Source organism: Arthrobacter sp. 10N418, from assembly GCF_056394725.1.
In genome coordinates this window covers 1-359 of sequence record NZ_JBFTIK010000080.1, presented here as the reverse complement: position 1 = coordinate 359, position 359 = coordinate 1, and the positions used below count along the sequence as shown (strand labels likewise).

Here is a 359-nt window from a genome sequence, read left to right as displayed (position 1 = left end):
CCGCTGCGGACCGGCGGGTGGAGTACGTCCCGGACCGGGACGGCATGGCGTGGCTTTCGGCCTATCTCACGGCCGAGACCGCGGCGGGGATCTGGGAACGGTCCACCGCGGCCGCCCGTGCCCTGCAGGGCCCGGGCGAGGCCAGGACCCTGACCCAGCTCCGCGCCGACATCACCGCCACCTGGCTCCTCACCAGCGGAACAGCCGACCGTACCGGCACCGGTACCGGTCCGGGTGCGGGGATGGTCGGGGGCGGGTGCGGGGGTGTGCCGTTGCCTCGGGCGCAGGTCCTGGTCACCGTCCCGGTCCTGTCCCTGCTGGGCGCCACCGGGGAACCGGCCGTCCTGGACGGGCACGGG

The 359-nt window shown here is 75.8% G+C and carries 1 pseudogene; it reads left to right on the top strand.

What is annotated here, in order from left to right:
* Window positions 1-359: pseudogene (locus AC1DCZ_RS19395) on the top strand (HNH endonuclease signature motif containing protein); the annotation flags it as partial.